The sequence below is a fragment of the Mesorhizobium sp. CNPSo 4670 genome (genome assembly GCF_057784235.1).
Genome location: NZ_JBWJFQ010000030.1, coordinates 19,235 through 38,874 on the forward strand (window position 1 = coordinate 19,235; position 19,640 = coordinate 38,874).

Consider the following 19,640-nt stretch of genomic DNA (forward strand, 5'->3'; position numbering starts at 1 on the left):
CCGCTCCCTGAGAGGTCGGCAAACACTGCCGGCGAGGTCGGTAACAATACCGGGCCTGCTGGTGAACGAAAAGGGGCCCTGCGTTGCGCAGGACCCCCCGATTTGCAACCGGATTACTTCAGCTCGTCAGCCTTGATGTAGCCGGAGTCGACCACCAGTGCCTGGTAGTTCGACTTGTCGACTTCGTGCGGCGTCAAGAGGATCGAGGGAACGACCTTGACGTCGTTGTTGTAGGTCTTGGTGTCGAGGGCATCCGGCTTGCCGCCCGAGAGCACCTTGTCGACGAGCTCAACGGTCGACTTGGCCAGTTCGCGGGTGTCCTTGAACACGGTCGAGTACTGTTCGCCCGAGATGATCAGCTTGACCGAGGCGGTCTCGGCGTCCTGACCGGTCACGATCGGCCAGGGCTGAGCGTCCGTGCCGTAGCCGACAGCGCGCAGCGATGCGGTGATACCACGCGACAGGCCGTCATAGGGCGACAGAACGCCATCGACGCGGCTGCCGTCCGAGTAGTTGGCCGAGAGCAGATTGTCCATGCGGGCCTGAGCGGTTGCCGCCAGCCAGCGCAGCGTCCCGACCTTGTCCATGCCGGTCTGGCCGGACTTGATCTTGATCGAGCCGTCGTCGATCAGTGGCTGCAGGACGGAAATCGCGCCATTGTAGAAGAAGAAGGCGTTGTTGTCGTCGGGCGAGCCGCCGAACAGTTCGACGTTCCACGGCTTGGTGTTCGGGAAACGCTCCTTGAGACCCTTGACCAGCGAATTCGCCTGGATGACGCCGACGCCGAAATTGTCGAAGGTCGTGTAGTAGTCGACATTGGCGGTCTTTTTGATCAGGCGGTCATAGGCGACGACGACGACGCCGGCGTCAGCGGCCTTCTGCAGCGCGTCCGACAGGGTGGTGCCGTCGATCGAGGCGATGATCAGCGCCTTCGGGCCCTTGGTGATTTCATTTTCCAGCTGGCTGAGCTGGTTCGGAATGTCGTCCTGCGCATATTGCAGGTCGACGGTGTAGCCCAGAGCCTCGAGCTGGGACTTGACGGCGTCGCCGTCATTGATCCAGCGCTGCGAGGTCTTGGTGGGCATCAGCACGCCGACGAGGCCTTTGTCGGCTGCGTAGGCGGTGGCCGACATGGCCGCGATGCTGACCGCCAAGGCGGCGACTAACGTCTTGATGATTTTCACTTAACTCTCCCTGGTTGATGGACGCGGCACCCCGGGGGGCGCGGGCCGCGCAATCGTGCAGAAGCGCCAAGGCACTGCTGCCGTCATATCGATCTCCGGTATCCTCCCATGGCCCCGAGGCGCTGATTTCAATCGATACGATTTTTCTCGTCTGCGACCGTCACGTCTCGGAACGCGCGAAGGTTGTGACCCTTTGCCATAACTGTCAAATGCGATCTTTGATGATTGCTATATCATGATTGGTATATGCTATCGAGGCGAGACGGCTGGCGCGACCGCTGGCAGCCTGCGAGCAGAAGCAAGGAGAGGCTATGGCGGCGCTAAGGAATCCGACTGCGATTTCAAACGGTTACAGAGAGATGCCGGGCGACGGCGAAACCTTGCTGCGCAGTGGTCTCAGCTTGCGCCACATGCGCATGATCGTAGCGCTCGACGACCATGGCCGGGTGAGCGCGGCAGCCCAGGTTATGAACATTTCTCAGCCGGCGGCTTCGCGCATGATCAGTGAGATGGAGGCCGTGCTGGAGGTCAAGCTGTGCGAAAGGCTGCCGCGCGGCATCACCTTGACGCCTTTCGGCAAGGCATTATCCAGGCGCGCGCGCTCGATCCTGCTCGAAATGCGCGAGGTCGACCGCGAGATTTCCGAACTCAAGGCGGGCAAAGGCGGCTCGGTGTTCCTCGGCGCTGTGACGGCACCGGCGATCGAGCTGGCGGTGCCGGCGATTCGCGAAATCCGCCGCATCTATCCGCGCATAGAGATCACCATGCAGGTCGAGACCTCCAACGTGCTGGCACGCGAATTGATCGCCACGCGCCATGATTTCATCATCGCGCGCATCCCTGACGATCTCAATCCACGGCTGTTCGAGTCGCGCGTCATCGGCGTCGAGAAGGCCTGCCTGATCGTGCGCCGGGGCCATCCGCTCACCAAGGGCGAGGCGGTGCGGTTGGAGGACACCGCCGCCTACGACTGGGTTTTCCAGTCGGGCGGGTCGCCTTTGCGCCAGGCGATGGAGAGCAATTTCCTCAACCGCAACATCGCTTTGCCCGACCGTATCCTCAACACCAGCTCGCTGCTCTTGACCCTGGTCATGGTCGCACATTCCGATGCGATTGCGCCGGTATCGGTCCAGGTGGCGAAATTCATCCAGAATCCCGACGGGTTGGCCGGCGCCATCGACGTGGTCCAGACCGAATTCGACATCGAGGTCAGGCCCTACAGCCTGATCACGGTGAAGAACCGTGTGCTGTCGCCGGCCGCCAAGATGCTGCACGACTTCATTCTGCGAGAGGTGGGATGACGGCTCGGCCAGGCGTCGAGTTCGGGGCTGGCGAACAGCAAGGCGGGAACATTATTTCCCGCCGATGCGTTCATATCCCTGCAAGGGATGTTTCTTCAGGAGGCTGAACATGCGCAGCTTCGAAATGATCGACCTGCTTTGCGTGGTCGAGGCCTGCAAGCACGAACGATCGGTCGGGAATTTCGTGTCGATGGCTGAAGGCGTGGAAGAATTGCGGGTACTGACCGGCGATTTCGTCTCATCGGATGACGTGGTGGCAAACGCGCTTGCAACGGTCGCGCTTGCACGAGGCTGCTCTGTTTTGTTCGACGAACAGGCAGGCGCTGAAATTGTTTCTGGCGCCATGGGCTGGAGCGGGTAGAGGGAATCGAACCCTCGCGTTCAGCTTGGGAAGCTGGGCTTATTTCAGCAACTTCAATTGTTTAGCTGTAAAACGGGCATCCGCTTGACCAGAAAATTCCCAATGAAATCAATGACCCTGTAAAACCAGGTCGGCCCCTTTTGGGACCGTCGCTGTTCTCCGGCTGAGGATCCATAGTCGCCCGGCGGGTCTCAATCGGGCCGCCAGCCATCTCGTTGCCGCTAGGTGCTTGTCGTCGCGCCATCGCAGTTAGCGGCGACCTCTACCCGTGTTGAACTGCCGTATACCCCTTGGCCTCGGGGCCGACTTAGGCGATCACGTAGATAGGCGCATGAACTAGTTCATATCGATTTTGAAGGTGTCTTTCGGGACCGTTTTCGGTGTCATTCCGAAAAGTCGGATTAGGTGAGGCATCACCTTTGGCGCATTTTCCTGCTCCTCCAGAGCATAAAGTCGCGCGGAAATCGAACTCGCAAATTCTTGGCGATCTATGAAAAATTGAGAGGCGTCATCACTGCGGAACGGAAAGGGACGTTGACCGTCAAGAATGTTGGGCACTCGGGAGTTGCTCAAACGATAGAGCCCGGCGGCGATGTGACCGAACATGGCCAAACCCTCCTGGTCTACGCGGTCCACAAACTCCTCAAGCCAATCGAGATAGAATTCCACATTGCACTTGTAGGTTAAGCCCGAGTGGCAGTTAGAGACTATCTGAACTTGGTTGACGTCAAGATGCTCTCGTAGTGGTAGGATCAGGTTGCAGACCCTCGGATCGCCGAGCACAAGCAGCCCCCCAAACGCCGCCGCCGGATTGCGCGGGATGGCTCTCCTAATCATCGTCGCCACGTCTTTAGGGCGACTCATCGGATCTCCATCGATCACCGGAGAGAAGCTACAATAGTCGATGGCAGCTGTCGAAACGATGCCAACGTCATCGTCGAGGAGCAAGAATGGATTGAACGCGCAAGCGACGTCGCCGCCCAGAGCAGTCACCATCCCTTTGACGTGTTCGAAAACCTCTTTTCGTCGATCCAATGGAGCCGGCAGGAAATATTCATTGTAGAGCGCTTTAAGGCTTGGCAACTCCATTTCGCTTCTGAAGATCCCGTGCCGCAGAATTTCACAGGTCATCAAATCATCAAAAGTCTTGAGCGTCCTCACCCGAACTTCGGGGTCATCATTTCGGACCACATCTAGGAATGCATGAGGATCCTTTCTAAGGAGCAATTCCATCGTTTGATCCATCCAACATCTCCAAAAATTCTGTCGCCCCTTCTGTGAGGTATTGTCGTTAGATGAAATGCTTGCGTCCGGGCAAGGTGGAACGGCTGTTGCTCCGCGGCGCGACCGCCCGCCGACTATGCCGGAGAATTTGAGTGATCGCAAAGAACTGCGGTGCTAGTCGAGCTGAAACACACCAGTGCATTGTCGCTGGCATACCGCTGATGGCATGGTGGCCGTTGGAGCAAGCGTTTTTGCAGGTGAAGCACGTGAACCAAAAGGGGCAACTCGAGGCTGCCTTGATGAGGCTAACAACCCCGATCAACGGACAATATCCTCGTCCTTGGATGACAACATCCACAACTCCCTACGAGGCGAAAGTCTTCACTGTTGGTCGCAATCAGCGGAATGGGTTTTCTGCGCACTTGGTCGGTGACCACGACGCCTACCTCGATGCGCTCTTCAACCGAGGCGGCCAAAGCTGTCGTGAACTCTACGACCGGATCGTTGGCATGCCTTCGCCCACCAGGATAAATACAGACCGGCTTGTCGCGAAGTTGCGCGCCCACGGCATCGTTGACGTCATCGAAACAAATGTAACCTGCTATTCTACTCCCATGAGTTCCGATCTTCGGCTTACGAAACACGACGGCGGACTGGAACGAGGGACAGAGATATTTCGAACCATTTTCGACATCATCAACCCGCGGGTTTTGGTGGTGCATGGGGCCGGCACCTCAAAGGAGCTAGGCCGCCTGCTAAGCTTGAAATTGCCTGCAGTCCCAACGAGCCCAGATGAGACTGCACGAACCCAAATGGGGTCAACGGGAATCTGGGTTATACCTAGCTTGGCGCCGCCGAAATGGAACGCGTGGTCACGCTGGGCCGAGCGGCACATCGATCTGGTCTGCAACGAAGTCGGTGAATACGTGTCCGCTTGAGCTGCGCCTAAGGGGGATAAGTTTCTTCGAACAAGTCGCTGTTCCGTTTCTTTGATCTCCAAGCATCGCGCCTGGCCGACAGAACAAACCCAGCAACAGCCGACTTGGTGACATTCGCGACGATTCCATAAGATGCTTTGCGCCCAAGGGCGGGCCACCACCTGCAAGTCGACTGTTGCTTGCTAATCTGCCCGGCTTGCGGGAAACCAAAACTCGGCAAAGTCATGTTCAAAGCGCTTTGCCGTATCCCCTCCGAGTTATCCATCGATCGATAGCTATAAAGACATCAAACAGATCATCGAAGATCTGGACCGATGAAAGGCTATCGAACATGAAACATGCAACGGGAAAACCTTACGCCGACACGAGGTTGGCCAGATTCCTTGAGAGGCGGATTCTTGAACTGAAGCCACGCAAAACTCAGTCGCTCATCTCGAGCGAAGCAGGTTTTGCCCAACATAACATGCTCACGAACATCAAGGCTGGCACTAGCAAGCTGCCGCTCGATCGCGTCCCAGCGCTCGCCAAGGCACTCGAATGCGACCCGGCCTTACTCTTCATGATGGCAGTCGAGCAACTCGGCGGCGATACGACAGAATTAGCGATCCGAAAGATCTTCGGGACCCTCGTGACTGAAAACGAGACGGCTTGGCTGGAGGAAATCCGCAAGGCTTCCAACTATTCCGACCCAAACCTGACATCGAGGGCCAGGGCTGCGCTGCGCGGGATCTTCGGCAAATGACGGGCGCACGGAAGGAAGTGTCGGTGGTCTCCTTCCGGAGGCGCACCGCGGAGATGGCTATTACGCCAAATGAACTCGCTTGGGTTCAATTCATGAGACTTGCGAGCGGCGACACCGACCCGGCTCCGACATTGGATCGAGTTCAGCAGCTCCGACAACTGTTCCACAAATGGAGCAGCTGCCGATGAGTAAGAAGCCTTACTTCAATCCACGGTGGCTCGGCGCTTCCATCCCTAAAAAGCATTGGCATTTTCATCGGCAGCTCTGGCGGCGATACAGCATTGTCCTCCAGCCTGGCGAGTTTTCGGACATGGTTCACGACATCAAGACCGGGTATGCCAAGGTGATAGAGAAGCGTTCGCAAAAGATGGCCATTTACTCTGTCAAGATCGATCGCCTCGGTGAACGGATCTATGTTCTGTCGGACGGCAAGCACATCATCACGGCGTGGCCGCCGGCGAAGCGGCTAAATGAGAAGCGACGCCGAATGCGAGGGCCAGATGACTGACGAATCGATTAAATTTGGGCACGCATAAATGGCGATGTGAAGCTGTCCGTTTCTTGAGCGACCTCGGACATCGAGCTTCCTGCCGCACACGTCGCAGATGCGCCATGTTCGGACCTACGCGCGGACAAGCGTGAACGTCTCATCTCAACCATTCCGTTACCTTCCAGTCCACACGGACGAACGCGCGTCTTGGGTGCGCAATGAGCCAAGCTTGCATCAAATCGACGCAAACGGCGTTGTCCGGAACCGACGCAGATAGGTGCGACCTCAACGGCTCAGGGCGTCCAGCGCCCTTTGTGCCGCGATGAGGTCGACGATTGGATACCTAGTGTTAAATGTGTGGACCACCGCTTGCAGACGCGTCGCGGCCTCATGGACACGACCTTGACGTGCCAGAACCGGTGCTAGTTGCGTTGAGGCGCGAAGCTCGAAGAGTCTCGCTTGCTGCCGACGGGCGGTGGCAATTGCTGTTTCGAATAGGTGCGTGGCACCCGTCAGGTCATCTCTGCCCACGGCGATTTGGCCACGAAGCCGAATACCTTCTGCTAGGTAGCTCGCCTCGTCCGTATCGAAAACGAGGGTATCGACATCATCAAGCATTTGCGATGCGTCTTCGATGCGACCGGCCCGCAGGAGAAGATCACAAAGTTCGCATGCTTTCTCAGGGGTATGAAATACGACGCCCTGCCCACGCCAAAGAACCACACTCTCCCGGACGTCATCGATGCCGGCATCCATGTCACCTAGATGCGAGCGGGCATGGCCACGCCACCTGAGGCCACTGCTTCGACGCGCCGTGTAGCCATGCCGTTCGCAAATCTCGACGATCTTAGTAGCGTTATCGAGTAATTCCTCGTATTGGCCGAGTAGCGCGCACAATTGGCACTGCACGAGAAGATGCCACGCGAGGTCGAAGGGCTTATCGAGCTGGTCAAAATTTTGCATCAGGCGCTCTTTCTCTTCAACTGCAGCATCAAAGAAACCCAATATGATCAGCGATTCGCTAAAATATGCCTGGGCAGATACACGTTGATCTGCACCGGCGAACGAAATGCGACGACTTGGGTCAATCCGATCAATCAGATCTAGGGCCTTGCGCAAGGCCTCCACTGCCAGCGGCTCTTCTCCCCGGTTGGAATGAGCGATCCCCTTTGTTGCCCAAAGGCCACTCAGATAGGCCGTTGGAAGGAGATCGGCGCCGTTTGCGAGCTGCTCTTCGGCCAGGGTCAGGTAATCGTGATTGCGCCCGGTGGCATAAAAAAATGGAGCGAGTGAAAGCGCAACGTCACATTGCAATTCGACCGATGCGGTGTTCGCGGCGGCAAGACGTGCATCCTCAAGCGTCTTCCCAAGGCGCTCAGAACGGTATCCTTCAGCCTGCATCAAGGCATTGGCCATCGCAAGGTGGAGCCGTGTCATCCGTTCGGCGCCGCCGGACACATCGCCAAGTCTTCTGCTGCAGTCAATGGCACTGGCAAAGTGCGACACGGCTTCCCGAGTGGCAGCTCTGGCCAAGGCGGCCGTTCCCGCCTTTTGCCAGTGATCGAGCGCGCCCGCCCAATCCCCAGCCTCCTGAAAGTGGTGCGCGAGGAGCTCGGGTTGCGCTTCAGTGATTTCGGTCCACTTTTCCTCCAACACATCTGCGACACGCTTATGTAGCTCCTGGCGCTTAGCGCGCAGCAACGTGCCATACGCTGCGTCCTGAACGAGCGCATGCTTGAAGAGGTAAGTGGCCAATGGCCGCGTCCCGCGGCAGAACACCAGACCGGCGCCGACGAGTCGATCCAGTGCGCCATTTAGATCAGCGGTATTTCGCTGTGCGACCGCTGCCAGCAATTCGTAGGAGAACTCGCGACCGAGAACCGCGCCGACCTGTGCGACCTCCTTAACGGTTGAGCCGAGGCGATCGAGCCGCGCCATCAACGAGGCATGCAGCGTGGCGGGGACGTTCAACGCCGTCGCAGCAGCTCTTGAGAGCACTGTCCTGGCGTTGCCGCCCTCCAACACCGCCTTGGTCAGCTCCTCGACGAACAGTGGCACCCCGTCAGTGCGCTCGATGATCTCCGCGACGACGTCGCTCGGCAGCACTCCGGTGCCGACGACCCGCTGGACCAGCGCGGCGCCTTCACGACGGTCGAGCCGATTGAGGACAAGAACCGTGACGTGCGCCTGTCCGGTCCAGGGCGGTTGAAACTCGGGGCGGAACGTGAGGAGAAGCAGCACTGGCAGGCGCTGCACCCGCTCGACTACAAGGTCGAGTAGCTCGCGCGAGCTGGGGTCGGTCCAGTGCACATCCTCGAAGAGCATCAGCACCGGACGTTGTCGCGCCAGGTCTTCGAGCTGCCGGAGCAACGCATCGAAGGTCTTCTCTTTCTTTCGTTGGGGCGTCAGTTGGTGAGGCGGGAAACGACCTTCGGTCGGCAACGACAGCAGCTCGGCCAGCAGCGCCACGTCCTCCAGCGAGGCTGGGGCAAGCAGGGCCGCAAGCTTATCCAGCTTCCTCTCAGGCGGGTCGTCGCGCTCCAACCCTGCGGCACGTTCTAGCTGGGCAATGGTTGGGTGGAGCGCGCTGTCTTGATGGTGCGGCGAACAGAAATAGCGCAAGCGGGTGTGCGGCTCATTCTGGATCCGCTCCTGCAAGGTGACGGTGAGGCGCGACTTTCCGATGCCGGGCTCGCCTGAGAGCAGCACCACACGACCTTCACCACTTGTCGCACGATGCCAGTGGCGCTGCAGAAGGTCGACCTCCTCCTCACGCCCGACCAGCGGCGTGGGCGTCGTCCCATGCAGCGCCTCGAACCGGCTTTCGACAGCACTCTCACGAAACACTTGATAGGGATGGATCGGCTCCGGAAAGCCTTTCACCTCGACGGCGCCAAGATCGCGATACTCGAAAAGATCGCCGACCAGCTGCCGCGTCTGCGGCCCGATCACGACCGCGTCGGGTTCGGCAAGAGCTTGCAGGCGCGCGGCGAGGTTCGGCGTCTCACCGACGACGCCGCGCTCTTGCCCTTCGCCGGCGGTGATCAGATCGCCAACCACGACTTGTCCGGTGCCGATGCCGACACGAACCCGCAATGGCTCGGGGTCTGGGAGTAGCCTAACGGCATTGACAAGAGCAAGGCCAGCGCGCACCGCCTGCTCGGCGGCGTTCTCGTGCGCCTGCGGGTAGCCGAAATACACCAAAACTCCGTCGCCCATATACTTGGCAACAAAGCCGCCGAAGTGGGCGACCGTATCGGCGACACAGCGGTGATACACTCCGATGGTCTCACGTAAGTCCTCGGGATCTAGACGCGTCGCGAGCGCCGTCGAGCCGACGAGATCCGCGAACATGACGGTCAGCTGTCGACGCTCCGCGGTTAGCTCCGGGATGCGGCTCTGAACCGCGACGTCATCGGTGTTCGCGTCGAGATGGCTTGATGACGGCCCCAGCCCCACTACCGCCTTGCGGAATCGCTTGCGATGACCGAGGAGCATACCGAGCTTCTCGAGGTCGGCATCGGTCAGCTCCGGCAGGACTTCCGCGTCGATAGCGTTGTCGCGAAATGCCTGCTCGTATTGCTGGAGACCGAGGCCTCGCAACCAAGCGGCAACGTCCACACAGCCCTCCCAAGGCTGAATTCGGGTCCCTCAGCCGCAATATTAACCCAGATGCCAGGGAAATGCTGTAGTCAGGTTACCGCAGCGGTGACAGCTTCTGGCGGCAAAGCGGACGATACGCCCCTAGTGATCACGCGTCCGCATCGGGTCACGACTTCCATTCAACTTCTCGAAACGAAGGCAGAGAAGAGTCCGAACTCAGTCGTTCATAGTGATTGGGTTTTGACCTCAGCGTCCGGGCCGCCCAAAATCAGACTGGCTTCCTCTCGCCAAGCGACCAGCCTGTCGAGGTGGTCCCGCAGGATCGCCTCGCGGTCTGGGGATACATCCGTCAGCATTTTCTGTCCCTCCTCGATCGCCTCGTCGAGTGTGCTCCAGCGGCCGGTCGCCTCTGTCCGCGAATGAATTCTGGCCGCAATGGCGCGAGCATAGTCGGCACGCAACTCGGCGGGCATGACAAGGGGCGCGTCAAAGTAGATCAGTCGCCTCGACAGCCCTCTTAGGCGTCGGTCCTCAAATTGCCCGGAGAGTTCAAACCGACGCGGCCAACCAGCCTCGCGGAACTCGTCAATCAGCGATTGGTCTGACCGGGAGTAGAAGCCGCCGTAGATCTGCTCCTCGACATGAGGGCTTTCTGAGAATGGCGTGCGGCCCGACATGACGGCCGATATTAGCCGCTGTCGCAGACCTTCGTCGTTGCGCACCAGTTCGGCTCGACGCGCGATCTCCCCGAGCCCAATTTCGAATCCAGAAGCGTGTGCGCCGGCGACCTCGATGGGCATGAACAACGGACACGCGTTGAGCTTCAGCGAGGAGATTGGCCTCGGTTTCGTAGCGATATGTGCCGCTAGGTCCTCGCCAGTCATCGTTGAGAGGAGCGTTGGATCTTGCCTGAGATCGAGCGTGAAGAGCTCGCCCGAGTTGTCCGGATTGATCCCGATGGCTGTCACCAGGCTTGACGAGCAGAGACCAAATCGCAGGCGTGTCGCCATGAACACAGGATTCTGTTCGACAAACTTGGTCGCGGAGGCTTTCGAGCGGTATGCCATGGCGGATTGCCAAACCACAGGCGCACGGTCCTTGATCAGGCGGGCGATGTGGATAGTGGCATGAACGTCGGCCAAGGCATCATGGGCGTTGCTGTGCTCAAAGCCATTGGCCGGCGCCAGGCGATCGAGCTTGAAGCTTGTCCGTCCCTTTTCATTGGCAGGCCAATTGAAGCCATTGGGCGCGAACGTGTGCGCAGCCACTGCAAGCGGCAGGATGTCCAATCGCGAATTGCCGCCGGTGTTGGTCAGATAGATCGGCAAGAGGCTCGAATAGAGGGCCCGCCGAAGCAGTTCCTCGTCGAAGCTGATCGAATTGTAGCCGACCACGGTCGCAGGAGACCAAGCCGTCAAGACCTCGTGAATTCGTCTGCACATCTCGTAATGAGAGGGGATCCGCAAATCGAACAACTGATCGACCCCAACCCCAGTGACGACCATGGCGCCCGGCGACGGAACTATGTGTGGGAGCAGCCGACAACGTATCTCGAAACTGTCGATCACATTGAGATCATCATCGGTCAGAGCAGCTGCGAACTGCAGAATCTGATCGAAGCAACGGTCAGCGCCGGTCGTTTCAGTGTCGTAGAAGATAAAAGCCATCAGCCGCCCGTTCCTGACAGATCATGCAAGAAGTTCCGCACGTGGGGCAAGGTCGAATGCACCGAGGTGAGGGGACCTGTGTGTCGCTTTGTTGTCCGAGTTTGCCCACCTGACGACTGTTCGCGTTCTGAACGCTCCAAGCCAACGGTGCATCCCAATTCCTGAAGGGTTCCTGTCTCGAGCATGAGCCAAGCCGAAACGCCAGGAACCAACCGACATCCCTGCACGGGCAAAACGCCCCAGACACGAAGTCCTAGGACTACCGCGGTCCATCTATCCGGATGCCTTTTGGCGCCACCAAGATTAGAAAAACGGAAGCGCCTCACCTAATGGGAAGCTCTCGACTAGCGTCCGGCCCTATGGACCACGCGATAGCGAAGTCGCGAATGCACCTCACGATGTCACCGTCAACCAGAGGTCAACAACACTCGGCACGGTCCGCTCCCCCCGAGCCTTGGTTGACATGCATGTAAACCAAATCAGGCCCAATCCTGTAAAGTCATCATCCGCAACATGACAGCTGGTTTCCCTTAAGTTTACACCAAGTTGACAAACCAGAGCTCGAAAATAAAAAGACGCCTGATGTAAACTACGGTGGATCGGGACAGTGTCGACCGCTCTTTGTTGCTCCAGAGCACGTCTTATCAGCTCACGGCATTTCGGTCATGGCGCGTGGAATAGCTTAGGAGTGCTCAGGGCCACGAACTGAACCGGCTCAGACATCTCGATGTCTCAAGCCTTGGTCTGCAAGGCGAAATAAGTATTCAGGCGGCCTCACCACAGCGCAAAGGGAGACAGTCGCAAGGCTGATTGAGCGCTTTCAGAATGAACTTTATTACCGTCACCGCATCTCGCTCATGCATCTTCTCGTCGTTGATCAAGGCATAGAACAAGAATAACATACGCAGTATTCTGCCTGGAAATTTCAGCACCGCGTCATCGTCTACAACGTTTAGAAATTTGACCAGGCGCCTCTCCCATCGTCGGTTCACACCGTCTGATCCCCTGCGATCGGGCGCCGGTCTTGTCTTCGGACCTAAATAGAGTCCTCTACGCAATTCTATCGGCGCGGTCAGCCTAGGCTTCGACATTGAAAAAGCTGGCGAGCACCAGGAGGCTCAAAGCTCTAGTCCACCCGGCGCTCGCCGCGTCTATGCCAGTCCGTCGGCCGACGCTCTAACAGGAGAGCGAATAGGCGCAATTCGTGTTGAGGCCGGGCGCAAGTTGTAGTCCATTACCGCCGTAACCGCTGCCGGAATTGCCCGTGCCGTAACTGTTGCCATAGCTGCTTGGCTTCGTCCCTTGCGCGCCAGTATAAGGGTTTGTATTGCCCTGCGTCGAATAGTTATTGCTCGAATAGCCGTCCGGATTAGATCTGTAGTGCGGCTGAACGTAGGTGCCGCTTTGCTTGTAGTAGCCATTGACGAAGGTGTCAGCGAAAGCCGCTGTCGAAACCATCGCAACCATCACTGCGCCCGCCGCCGCGAGTTTCATTCTCATTTGCTATTTAGTCCTTCTGTTGGCAACCAAACGTGCCGCTGCCCACATACGCAGGCGCTACGGGAATGGGAAGCGGCGCGAGAAAAGAAATGGCAACGAGCCCGGTCTGATCCAGGCACGCCATTCACCAAGAGCCTCCGGCCAATCCGCCGGAAGCGGCGACCTCGAAGCTCAGCGGCCGAAAACGAGCTGACAACGCCGACTATGTTGAGCGTTCCGATCGCACTCCGGGCACGCCTGCCGCTAATGAGTCCTCTCCTGTCGTCGACCATGACCTCAGTAGAGTCCTCTACGGAAATACGGGTTTTCGGTAGAGCCCTCTACGGATCGGCTCAAACATGTCGATATCTGCGAATCCACTCCTCGAGAGCTATCGCCAGAGCAGGCCTTATGCGCGAAGGCTGCGAACGACGTATCGCTTTCCAGAGCGACGCGTCTAATGGCTTAAAGCCAAGCTCATGCATCACCACGGTTTCGTTGATACCACGCCTTCCCATGATGGTCTCGATGCGTTTCTTCGCCCATTCTAGGACATAGCTATCCGCGTCCACCACCGCCTTCGAGGCGGTCGGCGGCGAGGCTTTTCGGGCAGCGGTCCGGCCACGGACCCAGGAGATGAACTCTCGCTGTTCTGCCGGACTCGCCTTTGTCCAGGCGTTCTTAAGGGCATTTAGCGGGCGCGCTGGCTTTACGAGCCCGGCTGCCTTCGCAGCCTCGTTGACGCTTTTGAACTTACCAGCCTTGAGGTCCGCATTGATCGTCGGGAACTCGTCCCGCAGTCTGCGCTCAAAGTAGTCTCTGTCACGCTTTTGCGGCTTCGGCATCCTTGCCAGATCCTATCGCATTCGGAAATTCATCGAGCCGACGAACAATCCGCGAGCTTTTTGCTATAACGCCTTGCGCGCGCCGTTCAATCGGCACGTCCAGCTCAGAGAAATCTCCGCCCTGGCCACAACCGCATCCACGTTCAACGGGCTGCCGCCCGAAGGAGAAGCTATGTCTGAAAGTAAGGAAAAGGCGGAAAAGCGCCTTAACGATCTCATCGTCAGCCGGACTCTGATCCATCCTGAGTATCTGCGCCAGGAGGCGAATCTGATGACAACGAAATGGTTCAACTACCGCTTCCTGTCACCGCTCGAGGCCACCATGTTGTTTGGCGATATGTATGTGGCGGCTTTGCGCGGATACGTTCGACAGCACATGGACAGGGACCTCGCGCAGACCGTAAGGGGCATTAAGTCTGGGATTCCCAAACAGCGTGCCCGCTGGTTCACACAGCTCTGGGGGGCGCGGCAGCGTGCTGACGAGCTTCCGATCCCTTACGATCTACAACTCGCCTTTGCCTTTGACTTCGCTGCCGGGCGGAAGCGACGATGGTCGATGCTGCCCAACCAAGTTCATGCATCCGAGAACAACAACGAGGCATGGTGGGCGACCTTTCAGCCTTTTGTTGAAAATCACCTACCTACCTACATGCATAGGCTAAATGAGCTGCCTCAGTATCGGCTAGAACACGATCATGGTCTGGCCGCGCAGCACCATTTTCGCGAGGTCATGGCAGCGGAGCTTAAGGTGAGCTCAAAATCTAGGGTCGACTGGGTTGGCGAGATGGTCGTGGCGAGGCGGCATCTACGTGTGCGCGACGCATTGGAGTTGGTGCCTATCGACTGCCGGACTGAGGTCCGTGACAACGTCAGGAGCGACTACTTGGGGGGCCGCTGGACTCCTGCGCCTAAAGAGCTACTCGACGACGAAGACTTCTTGCTGAGCTGCTTCGGCGTCCAGGAGAGTATCGACCGGGGCTCTGAGCCTTGTGCCTCATGTCCCCTCTTTCAAAAATGCGGGGTAACGGCCGCAGTGGCGGTTGACGCCGTGGTATCGAAGACGGGCTCCTCGTCTCCGGTGCTTAACGCAGACAGGGAGCGCAACCGGAGGAACGTCGCCGCATTTCGCGCCCGACAGAAACTCAAAGCAGGGCGGACTTCGGTTAGCGTCTAGGGCTCCTCCTAGCCGGAGAAGAGTCCGTGGCCGGGAGCCTCCCTGTAAGCGCTTCCTACGCTTGTTCCGTGTGTAAGCGTTTCCTATGTTAGTTACTACTTTTAGTAAGTAACAGGACACCTAGGAAGCGCTTACATATCCCATCCCCGCGGCCATCCCCGCGCCAGCGGCGCGGTCTCGAGGGCTACCGGAAAACGCAGGCGGTTCCGCTATGAAGATACCAACCAGCAACTTCCAATCCTTGACATGCCAACGACCACAAGCTCCCCAGCACACCCTGCAAGCACGAGAACCTGACCGACGCTGAAGAGCGTCGACAAGCCCGGTTCTGGCGCAACTACGATGTTCGACTTCCTGGCCCGCGCGAGCATGTCGACCCTCTATCCGATTGCACTGGCGTTCAGTCTCTCGATGGTGTCGATCAGTCGGTCTGTGCGTTCGATCGAAAATACCTGCTCCGGCCCCGTAGGAGCCAGATCGGTAAAGGGCGGCTCATAGAGCAAGCTCGGATCCATCGTGCCCTGGTCGGTCAGGTGCTCGATGATCATGCCGACGAACTCGATCTGGGCCGCCGACGCTGTCCCCGCTGACAGGAACTCGCCAAAGGCCTCCGCAACAGCTGCGCGGTCCAGACCTACCAATGAACGCACGAAGCGACCGAAGCCATGGCTCGTCTCTCGCGCGCGCTCGATGTCGCCGGCGTCACCAATGCCTGCGTCGAGCAGCATCCTCTCCAGTTCGGCCAGATCGATGGTAGTAAGCGGCTTGCCCTGCCTCAGCTTGTGCAGGACGATATGGTCCTCATGCTTCTTGAGAAAGTGGCGTGCCTTCTGTTTGAAACGGGCGAATTCGGCCTCTCCCACTTGGGGCAGGTCGATTTCCACGCCCTCGCCGATCTCGTCGGCGAAGTCGGAATAGACAATCGCTCTCCGGCCCTTTTCGATATGCTGGACGAGATCGCGAAGCCTTAGCCTAACTAGTTCGAGCAAGGGAACGCTGACGCCTTCCCACCAGCTGTCCGTCTGAATCTCCTCGATCAAGACGGCCTGATGAGCGATCGCAGGAATGCCAGTCTGGTCCTCCAGCACCGACGCGATCTCCAGCAGTTGCTTCTTTAGCGTGTCGAAGCGCTTGGAGCCCTTCAGCAGCGCAAGTTGCAGCGAGAACATCAACAGGTCGAACCGCTTCGCCTCCTCGGTTCCAAACTGCTTCGCCGACGGCAAAGGCGCAATCTCGTCGACAAGCTCGTGGCGCTTCTCGTCGTCGATCGCAATCCAGGCTTCCGGCTTTTGGTATTTTTCCACGGCGCGACGGCGCTGACGGACAATGAAATTTTCAAGGTTCAGCGCGGCTACGGTGTCGCGCAGAACGTCAACCGCCTCGGTTCTGATATCCTCCTCGGTCGGCGGCGAGGCGATATCGGTCGAGGCTTTGAAAGATGTCGAATTCTCGGCCAGGCCATTGGACTTAGTCTTCTTTTCGTCAAGCGCGCGCACCAGATCGAGCCGCGCCGCGAACAGCCGTTCTGACAGTGACTTCGCGGTGCTCGCATCCTTCAGTTCCGGGTTGGCACCGAAGAATTCGAGGTTTTGGCAGTAGTCGAAGACGCGGAAGAACTCCTTGTCCTGCCCGGGTCCGAACAAGTCCGGGCAGAGCCGGGTGCCACGACCCATCATCTGCCAGAATTTCGTCTTCGAGCGCACCTGCTTGAAGAAGACGAGATTCACCACCTCCGGCACGTCGATGCCGGTGTCGAGCATGTCGACAGAGATGGCGATATGAGGCGCCTTCGTTTTCTTCGAAAAATCGTCGATCAGCGTTTGCGCGTAGGGTCCGCTCTCATAGGTGATGACCCTTGCGAAATGGCCAGCGATGTTCGGATAGGCCGTGTTGAATCGCGCCTCGATGAAGACCGCATGCGCCTGGTTCTTGGCGAAGATGATCGTCTTGCCGAGCCGATCACCGCCTTCGACCTTCACGCCATTGGTCATGAGGTGTGCGATGACCAGATCGACAGTGTCGGTGTTGAACAGCCGCTTGTTGACCTCAGCCGCATCGACGCTGTCGGGGATCTCCTCCTCACCCCATTCCAACATGTCCCAGCGGTCTTTCTCCTCATCGCTGAGATCGTCGTAGCGCAGGCCCGAGCGCACGATCTTCAGCGGCACGGAAATCGCCTTGGGCGGCACCAGATGGCCGTCGGCCACCGCCTCGTCCAGCGAATAGGCATCGGTCGGCACACCGTCTTCCAGGTCGAACAGCGAATAGGTGTTGTGGTCGATCTCATCCTTCGGTGTGGCCGTCAGCCCGACGAGGAACGAGTCAAAATACTCGAAGATCGCCCGATAGCGCTGGTAGACCGAGCGATGCGCTTCGTCGATGACGATCAGGTCGAAGTGGCCCGGTCCGAACTTGCGCTTTTCGTCGGCCTTGCCATCGATCAGGTTCATCATCGTCGGATAGGTCGAGAGGAACACGCGGCCCTCGCTGGTGCGCTCCGTAACCAGATTGACCGGCGCCGAATCCGGCAGATGCGCCTTGAAGGCACCAGCCGCCTGGTTCACCAGCGCCACGCGATCTGCAAGAAATAGCACGCGCTTCACCCAGCCAGCGCGCATCAAAAGGTCGACCAGCGCTATGACGGTGCGCGTCTTGCCCGAGCCGGTGGCCATCACCAGCAGTGCCTTGCGCTCTCCCTCGTTCTCGAAAGCCTTGGCGATGGCGCGAATGGCACGCTGCTGGTAGGGGCGCTTGTCGCCGGCGATCTTCGTGTTGAGCTTTGTCTCGGCGAGCTTCCTGCGGCTCGTGCGGCGTTGAATCATCAACTCCAGTTCGTCGCGTTTGTAGAAACCGCCAATTTGGCGCGGCGGATTGCGAACATCGTCCCAGATCCAGTGCTCGTAGCCGTTCGAGTAGAAAATCACCGGCCGCTGGCCGTAGCGAGCTTCTAGTCGGTCGGCATATAGTTTTGCCTGCTGCTGCCCCTGGCGCGCATCCTTGCGGGTGCGCTTGGCCTCGACCAGGCCCAACGGCTTGCCGTCGGCGCCCCACAGCACATAGTCGACGAAGCCTACGCCCTGCTCGTTTGGCATGCCCTCGACGCGGAACTCGATGTCTTCCGGCTTGTCGAGCGCCCAGCCTGCCTCGCGCAGCAGCAGATCGATGTAGCGGTCGCGCGTCTCGGCCTCGTTGTAATCATGCGTAGACGGCGTCGCCTCGGCGGCATACCGGGCGGCAGCCACTTCGGCACGCAAGCGCTGCAGTTCGGCGTCGAGATTCTGCCTGTCGGAAAGCAGCTTGGTCAGTTCGCCGTTCTTGGCGTCTAGCTCGGCTTGCTGCGCCTTCAGATGCGCGAAGGCTTTCTTGAGCGTCTCGTCACGGCGCGCCAGCACCGAGGGGTCGAATGCCAGACCGTCCGCCGGCTTTGCCTTGCGCGCATAGGTGCGCGCCAGCCAGAAACAGACGTGGAACAATTCCTTGACCGCCCCGGCGGCGTCGCCTGGCCGGATGGTCTTTTCCTCGTGCACAGCGCGATTACGCAGCGTGTTGATGAATTTCGCCTTGGCGAACACCGCCTCGCCCGCCGCACGGCGAAAGCTCGGCTCATGCAGCAAGGCCGCGATGTTGTCCTGATAGGGCAGCTTCAGGCCGGGGTCGTTGCGGAATACCCATTTGACGGCGAGTTCTACCGTCTTGCCTGCGAAGAAGGCCGCCGCCGTCGGCGACACGCCCGCCTGCCGCTCAGCCTCCACCGCCGCCTCGTGGACGGTCGGGAACTCGGCGGTGAGGAAGGCGAAGTTGGACATCGCTGAAAACTACGGTAGCGGAAAGAATTCGCAAGCAGATTCAAATATTGAGCCGCGTCAGAACTCTGCCCGCCATGTCGCGGCCTTCAGCAGCACTGATTCTATCCAGCGGTGGCGTGAGTTCGAAGGCGAGCGGTTGGCGGGCGAAGTCGAACAGCCGCACCAGCCGGAAGGCATCGGGCCGCTCCTCCGAAAAAGCTCGTTCGTTCTCCGAAAGCAGGCAGGGGGTCTGCTTATGACCGGTGGGGTCTTCACCTCGATCAGCCGCTCGCGGCCGGCCGGATCGAATGAGCAGATGTCATAGCCGGCGCCATCGCCATCCTCAGCCGATACCAGCGCACCTTGCGTGCAAGATCGTCGCGCCCGGCCACGCGCAAGCCAGACTGCTCGGCAAAGAAGACGCATTCCTCGCCGTTCTTGCCCAATTGTCGGTTGCGGGCGTCCCGCAGTGCCGGATCAAACTTTCGGACGATCAGCTCCAGCGCACAGCCTCGAAAACCGCGACAGGCGGTGCTTCGAAGAAAAGGGACTGGGGCTCTTGCAAGTCGGGTGCGGACGCAGCCGAAACCGGGTTCTCGAAGAGCGCGAGATTACTAGCTATATGGCGCTCGGCGCCATCGACCAGCGCGTGCTGAAAGTTACCCATCGGCTTGTATCCGGCGATCCACCGCATGCCGAGCCAATACAGCATCGCGCTGATATTCTGGTGGCGAATTCCACCGAGCCGCAGCTGCGGCCAGTCAATTCCTGGAGTTGCGCTTTGCGTTGCGCCTTTACAAACGGACGGCCCCTCAGTTCGAGCGACAGCATGTCGAAATAGTCCGCA

15 protein-coding genes and 1 tRNA gene are annotated in these 19,640 nt (G+C 58.9%); 6 read left to right on the plus strand and 10 right to left on the minus strand.

All coding sequences use genetic code 11. The annotated features are described in order from the left end of the window. Window positions 1–113: 113 nt before the first annotated feature. The gene (gene chvE, locus AC0ZT5_RS32410) at window positions 114–1,184 is read right to left on the minus strand and encodes a multiple monosaccharide ABC transporter substrate-binding protein (protein ID WP_184877702.1); all 1,071 of its coding nucleotides are present in this window, start codon (window positions 1,182–1,184) and stop codon (window positions 114–116) included. A 311-nt stretch (window positions 1,185–1,495) separates the two neighbouring features. On the opposite strand from chvE, the gene AC0ZT5_RS32415 reads away from it, so the two are divergent. Both AC0ZT5_RS32415 and AC0ZT5_RS32420 read left to right on the plus strand, forming a co-directional pair. Beyond that, window positions 1,496–2,485, plus strand: coding sequence for a LysR family transcriptional regulator (locus AC0ZT5_RS32415; protein ID WP_477225371.1), 990 nt, complete (start codon window positions 1,496–1,498; stop codon window positions 2,483–2,485). Between the two features lie 109 nt (window positions 2,486–2,594). Then, on the plus strand, window positions 2,595–2,846 hold the full coding sequence (locus AC0ZT5_RS32420) for a hypothetical protein (protein WP_477289846.1): 252 nt from the start codon (window positions 2,595–2,597) through the stop codon (window positions 2,844–2,846). On the opposite strand, the gene AC0ZT5_RS32425 is transcribed toward AC0ZT5_RS32420, so the two are convergent. Next, a tRNA-Gly gene (locus AC0ZT5_RS32425) sits at window positions 2,835–2,930 on the minus strand. The genes AC0ZT5_RS32420 and AC0ZT5_RS32425 overlap by 12 nt on opposite strands. 252 nt (window positions 2,931–3,182) lie before the next feature. Then, entirely contained in the window at window positions 3,183–4,091 is a 909-nt protein-coding gene (locus AC0ZT5_RS32430; RefSeq protein ID WP_488499737.1) for a hypothetical protein, read from the minus strand. A 131-nt stretch (window positions 4,092–4,222) separates the two neighbouring features. On the opposite strand from AC0ZT5_RS32430, the gene AC0ZT5_RS32435 reads away from it, so the two are divergent. The 3 genes from AC0ZT5_RS32435 (at window position 4,223) to AC0ZT5_RS32445 (ending at window position 6,258) form a co-directional block, all read left to right on the plus strand. Further along, a complete protein-coding gene (locus tag AC0ZT5_RS32435; RefSeq protein ID WP_488499738.1) occupies window positions 4,223–5,008 on the plus strand; it encodes a hypothetical protein in 786 nt (261 codons plus the stop codon). Between the two features lie 331 nt (window positions 5,009–5,339). After that, a complete protein-coding gene (locus AC0ZT5_RS32440; protein WP_488499739.1) occupies window positions 5,340–5,750 on the plus strand; it encodes an XRE family transcriptional regulator in 411 nt (136 codons plus the stop codon). Between the two features lie 184 nt (window positions 5,751–5,934). Further along, window positions 5,935–6,258: a hypothetical protein gene (locus AC0ZT5_RS32445; RefSeq protein ID WP_488499740.1), complete on the plus strand. Its 324-nt coding sequence runs from the start codon at window positions 5,935–5,937 to the stop codon at window positions 6,256–6,258. A gap of 267 nt (window positions 6,259–6,525) precedes the next feature. Here the strand turns inward: AC0ZT5_RS32445 and AC0ZT5_RS32450 are convergent, their stop codons facing one another. From AC0ZT5_RS32450 to AC0ZT5_RS32465, 4 genes are all read right to left on the minus strand, one after another. Beyond that, complete coding sequence (locus AC0ZT5_RS32450) at window positions 6,526–9,861, minus strand: AAA family ATPase (protein ID WP_488499741.1); 3,336 nt, start codon at window positions 9,859–9,861, stop codon at window positions 6,526–6,528. A gap of 206 nt (window positions 9,862–10,067) precedes the next feature. After that, window positions 10,068–11,510 (minus strand): exonuclease domain-containing protein, encoded by a 1,443-nt coding sequence (locus AC0ZT5_RS32455; protein WP_488499742.1) that lies wholly within the window; start codon window positions 11,508–11,510, stop codon window positions 10,068–10,070. A gap of 1,176 nt (window positions 11,511–12,686) precedes the next feature. Further along, window positions 12,687–13,010 (minus strand): hypothetical protein, encoded by a 324-nt coding sequence (locus AC0ZT5_RS32460; RefSeq protein WP_488499743.1) that lies wholly within the window; start codon window positions 13,008–13,010, stop codon window positions 12,687–12,689. Between the two features lie 332 nt (window positions 13,011–13,342). Beyond that, on the minus strand, window positions 13,343–13,834 hold the full coding sequence (locus tag AC0ZT5_RS32465) for a hypothetical protein (protein WP_488499744.1): 492 nt from the start codon (window positions 13,832–13,834) through the stop codon (window positions 13,343–13,345). Window positions 13,835–14,006: 172 nt separating this feature from the next. On the opposite strand from AC0ZT5_RS32465, the gene AC0ZT5_RS32470 reads away from it, so the two are divergent. Next, on the plus strand, window positions 14,007–15,008 hold the full coding sequence (locus AC0ZT5_RS32470; protein WP_488499745.1) for a hypothetical protein: 1,002 nt from the start codon (window positions 14,007–14,009) through the stop codon (window positions 15,006–15,008). Between the two features lie 380 nt (window positions 15,009–15,388). On the opposite strand, the gene AC0ZT5_RS32475 is transcribed toward AC0ZT5_RS32470, so the two are convergent. The 3 genes from AC0ZT5_RS32475 to AC0ZT5_RS32485 all read right to left on the minus strand — a co-directional run bounded on the left by AC0ZT5_RS32475 (window position 15,389) and on the right by AC0ZT5_RS32485 (window position 19,505). Beyond that, complete coding sequence (locus tag AC0ZT5_RS32475; protein WP_488499746.1) at window positions 15,389–18,814, minus strand: DEAD/DEAH box helicase family protein; 3,426 nt, start codon at window positions 18,812–18,814, stop codon at window positions 15,389–15,391. Window positions 18,815–18,871: 57 nt separating this feature from the next. Continuing rightward, the gene (locus AC0ZT5_RS32480; RefSeq protein ID WP_488499747.1) at window positions 18,872–19,219 is read right to left on the minus strand and encodes a protein NO VEIN domain-containing protein; all 348 of its coding nucleotides are present in this window, start codon (window positions 19,217–19,219) and stop codon (window positions 18,872–18,874) included. A gap of 67 nt (window positions 19,220–19,286) precedes the next feature. Further along, window positions 19,287–19,505: a hypothetical protein gene (locus AC0ZT5_RS32485; protein ID WP_488499748.1), complete on the minus strand. Its 219-nt coding sequence runs from the start codon at window positions 19,503–19,505 to the stop codon at window positions 19,287–19,289. Window positions 19,506–19,640 lie beyond the last annotated feature (135 nt).

Bases quoted from the DNA above. Each gene is read 5' to 3' on its own strand.
- AC0ZT5_RS32485 (WP_488499748.1), bottom strand. From the start codon at position 19,505: ATGCTGTATTGGCTCGGCATGCGGTGGATCGCCGGATACAAGCCGATG.
- AC0ZT5_RS32475 (WP_488499746.1), bottom strand. From the start codon at position 18,814: ATGTCCAACTTCGCCTTCCTCACCGCCGAGTTCCCGACCGTCCACGAG.
- AC0ZT5_RS32420 (WP_477289846.1), top strand. From the start codon at position 2,595: ATGCGCAGCTTCGAAATGATCGACCTGCTTTGCGTGGTCGAGGCCTGC.
- AC0ZT5_RS32455 (WP_488499742.1), bottom strand. From the start codon at position 11,510: ATGGCTTTTATCTTCTACGACACTGAAACGACCGGCGCTGACCGTTGC.
- AC0ZT5_RS32430 (WP_488499737.1), bottom strand. From the start codon at position 4,091: ATGGATCAAACGATGGAATTGCTCCTTAGAAAGGATCCTCATGCATTC.
- AC0ZT5_RS32460 (WP_488499743.1), bottom strand. From the start codon at position 13,010: ATGAGAATGAAACTCGCGGCGGCGGGCGCAGTGATGGTTGCGATGGTT.
- AC0ZT5_RS32445 (WP_488499740.1), top strand. From the start codon at position 5,935: ATGAGTAAGAAGCCTTACTTCAATCCACGGTGGCTCGGCGCTTCCATC.
- AC0ZT5_RS32465 (WP_488499744.1), bottom strand. From the start codon at position 13,834: ATGCCGAAGCCGCAAAAGCGTGACAGAGACTACTTTGAGCGCAGACTG.
- AC0ZT5_RS32470 (WP_488499745.1), top strand. From the start codon at position 14,007: ATGTCTGAAAGTAAGGAAAAGGCGGAAAAGCGCCTTAACGATCTCATC.
- AC0ZT5_RS32415 (WP_477225371.1), top strand. From the start codon at position 1,496: ATGGCGGCGCTAAGGAATCCGACTGCGATTTCAAACGGTTACAGAGAG.
- AC0ZT5_RS32440 (WP_488499739.1), top strand. From the start codon at position 5,340: ATGAAACATGCAACGGGAAAACCTTACGCCGACACGAGGTTGGCCAGA.
- AC0ZT5_RS32480 (WP_488499747.1), bottom strand. From the start codon at position 19,219: ATGCGTCTTCTTTGCCGAGCAGTCTGGCTTGCGCGTGGCCGGGCGCGA.